Below are 2,013 nucleotides of genomic sequence, written 5' to 3' on the forward strand. Positions count from 1 at the left end.
AAGCTTGTTTGAATCGATGTATTTCATCCGCAGATTATGCACGAATGCCAAGAAATCCGAAGTGCAAATATTAACCAAAAAGAAGATCGTTTTTTGATTTATGAAAGAGATCTACTATATTGAATTAAATTTTAAGATTATCTTAAGATAATAAATGGATTTAGACTTAAGTCTATTATTTTTATTAAAATAAAGATCTTTATATAAATAAAAGATAATAATTATTAATTTTTCATAATTTAGTAAAATTGGAATGGATAAAATCATAATGATTTCATGTTGTTAAGTTAAATCAATTGGGATTATTAATTTAATTTGTAAGATAATTTTGGAAAAATTAAATACTTGAAAAATAAACAAAATAAACGTTTAATTAATTCTGATTATTTTGGTTGGTTTTTTTAGGGGCTCCTATGCAGGTTCAAGTGATTGCAAAAGAAAATGGTAGTAATAGTTTAATAAAAAATTATTTACATAAAATTAAATTAACTGATAGCTCCATTGTCTTAATAGATGTAAAAGTTGAAGATATAGAAAAGATTGAATATTTAAATAATCAGGTGGTAATCACTTTAAAGAACGGTGAAAAAATAGTTGTTGATAATTTTAATATAGAAGAAAGCTCGTTAGTTTTTAGAAATGAGCAAGTAGAATTATTTTTATTTGATTTTAAAACAATCACTTATAACCCTATAGATAAGATTGAACCATTATTATATGGGCAGTCAGAAAGTTCATTTGTAAGTGTTTGGCCATTTGTTGGTTTAGCGCTTGGTGGAATTGGTCTAATTGCGGGTGCGGCAGGAGGTAGTGGGGGTGGCGGATCATCAGAAGCAGTAACAAAAGTGAAAAAGCCTCAGGATGTCATCATTGGTAATGGTGATTCATTTATCAATAAAGAAGAAGTTCAAGATGATAAGGTTGAAGTCACTATAGACTTACCTACAGGCTTAACAGATCAGGATAAAGTGATCGTAAATGGTGAAGAGCATGCACTTACACAAGAAGATGTTGAAGCAGGTAAAATTGTAGTTAATGTACCTTTAGAGGGAAAAACTGAAGGTAAATTTGATGTTACTGTAGAAATTAAAGATAAAGCAGGCAATGTTTCTGACAGTGTTACAGAGTCAGCGATTATAGATCTCACCCCGCCGATAGTAGATGATGTGATCCTTAAAATTGATAGAATTGCGCAAGATGGTGTAATTAATATTGAGGAATCAAACGACAAAGTTATTGTAATTGGTCAATTGACCTCGATACCTAAAGATAGCATCGCAACTAAGATTCAAGTTACGGTAGGTGAAGAGACTGTTGATGCCATTATTTTTGATTTTAAAAATGGTATTTGGTCGGCACAACTTCAAGGGGCATCATTTGGTAATGTAGCTGGTGAAGTTAATGCGACAGTAACCTTTAAGGATCAAGCGGGTAATACCTCCACCAAGAGTACAGCTTCAAATTATGAAGTAGACCTAAGTAAGCCTGAAGTTAAAAGTATTGAACCTGCAGATAAAGTTCTAGCCAAAGATGAAGTTGTCACAATTACGATTACCTTTAATGAAGAGATTAAGGGCCTTGAGCTTTCTGACTTCGAAGCGAAAGGTGGCTTGATTTCAGGTCTTCAACAGTTTGCAGATGATAAAACAGTCTGGACTTTAAGCTTTAAACAGGCAGGTACAGATCAACCAAGTCTTAAACTAAAAGAAGGGTCGTACACAGACCTTGCAGGCAACCCGGGTTCAGAGAAAGTCTTGGATAAAGCCAATGGTGGATTTGAATCGGACATCACACCACCAGCATTAGGTGACGTAATTTTCGACATTGTAAGTATTGCTACTGACGGTATTGTCAATGCCGTAGAATCAACGTCTTTAAATGTTCCTATTGTGGGTAAGTTAAGCTCAATTCCATCAGACAGTACGCTTACAGCAATTAAAGTTACAGTAGGTGATCAAGTTGTTGAAGCACAAATTGTTAACTTGGAAACAGGTGAGTGGACAGCGAATATTG

General features: G+C 33.3%; 1 protein-coding gene. It reads left to right on the forward strand.

What is annotated here, in order from left to right:
* Nucleotides 1-413: 413 nt before the first annotated feature.
* Nucleotides 414-2,013 (forward strand): BapA/Bap/LapF family prefix-like domain-containing protein (locus ACTJIX_RS14765; RefSeq protein ID WP_440611562.1); only part of this gene is annotated, 1,600 nt, incomplete at its 3' end.

The sequence above is a fragment of the Acinetobacter sp. 22323 genome (assembly GCF_052044895.1).
Lineage (GTDB): Bacteria > Pseudomonadota > Gammaproteobacteria > Pseudomonadales > Moraxellaceae > Acinetobacter > Acinetobacter schindleri.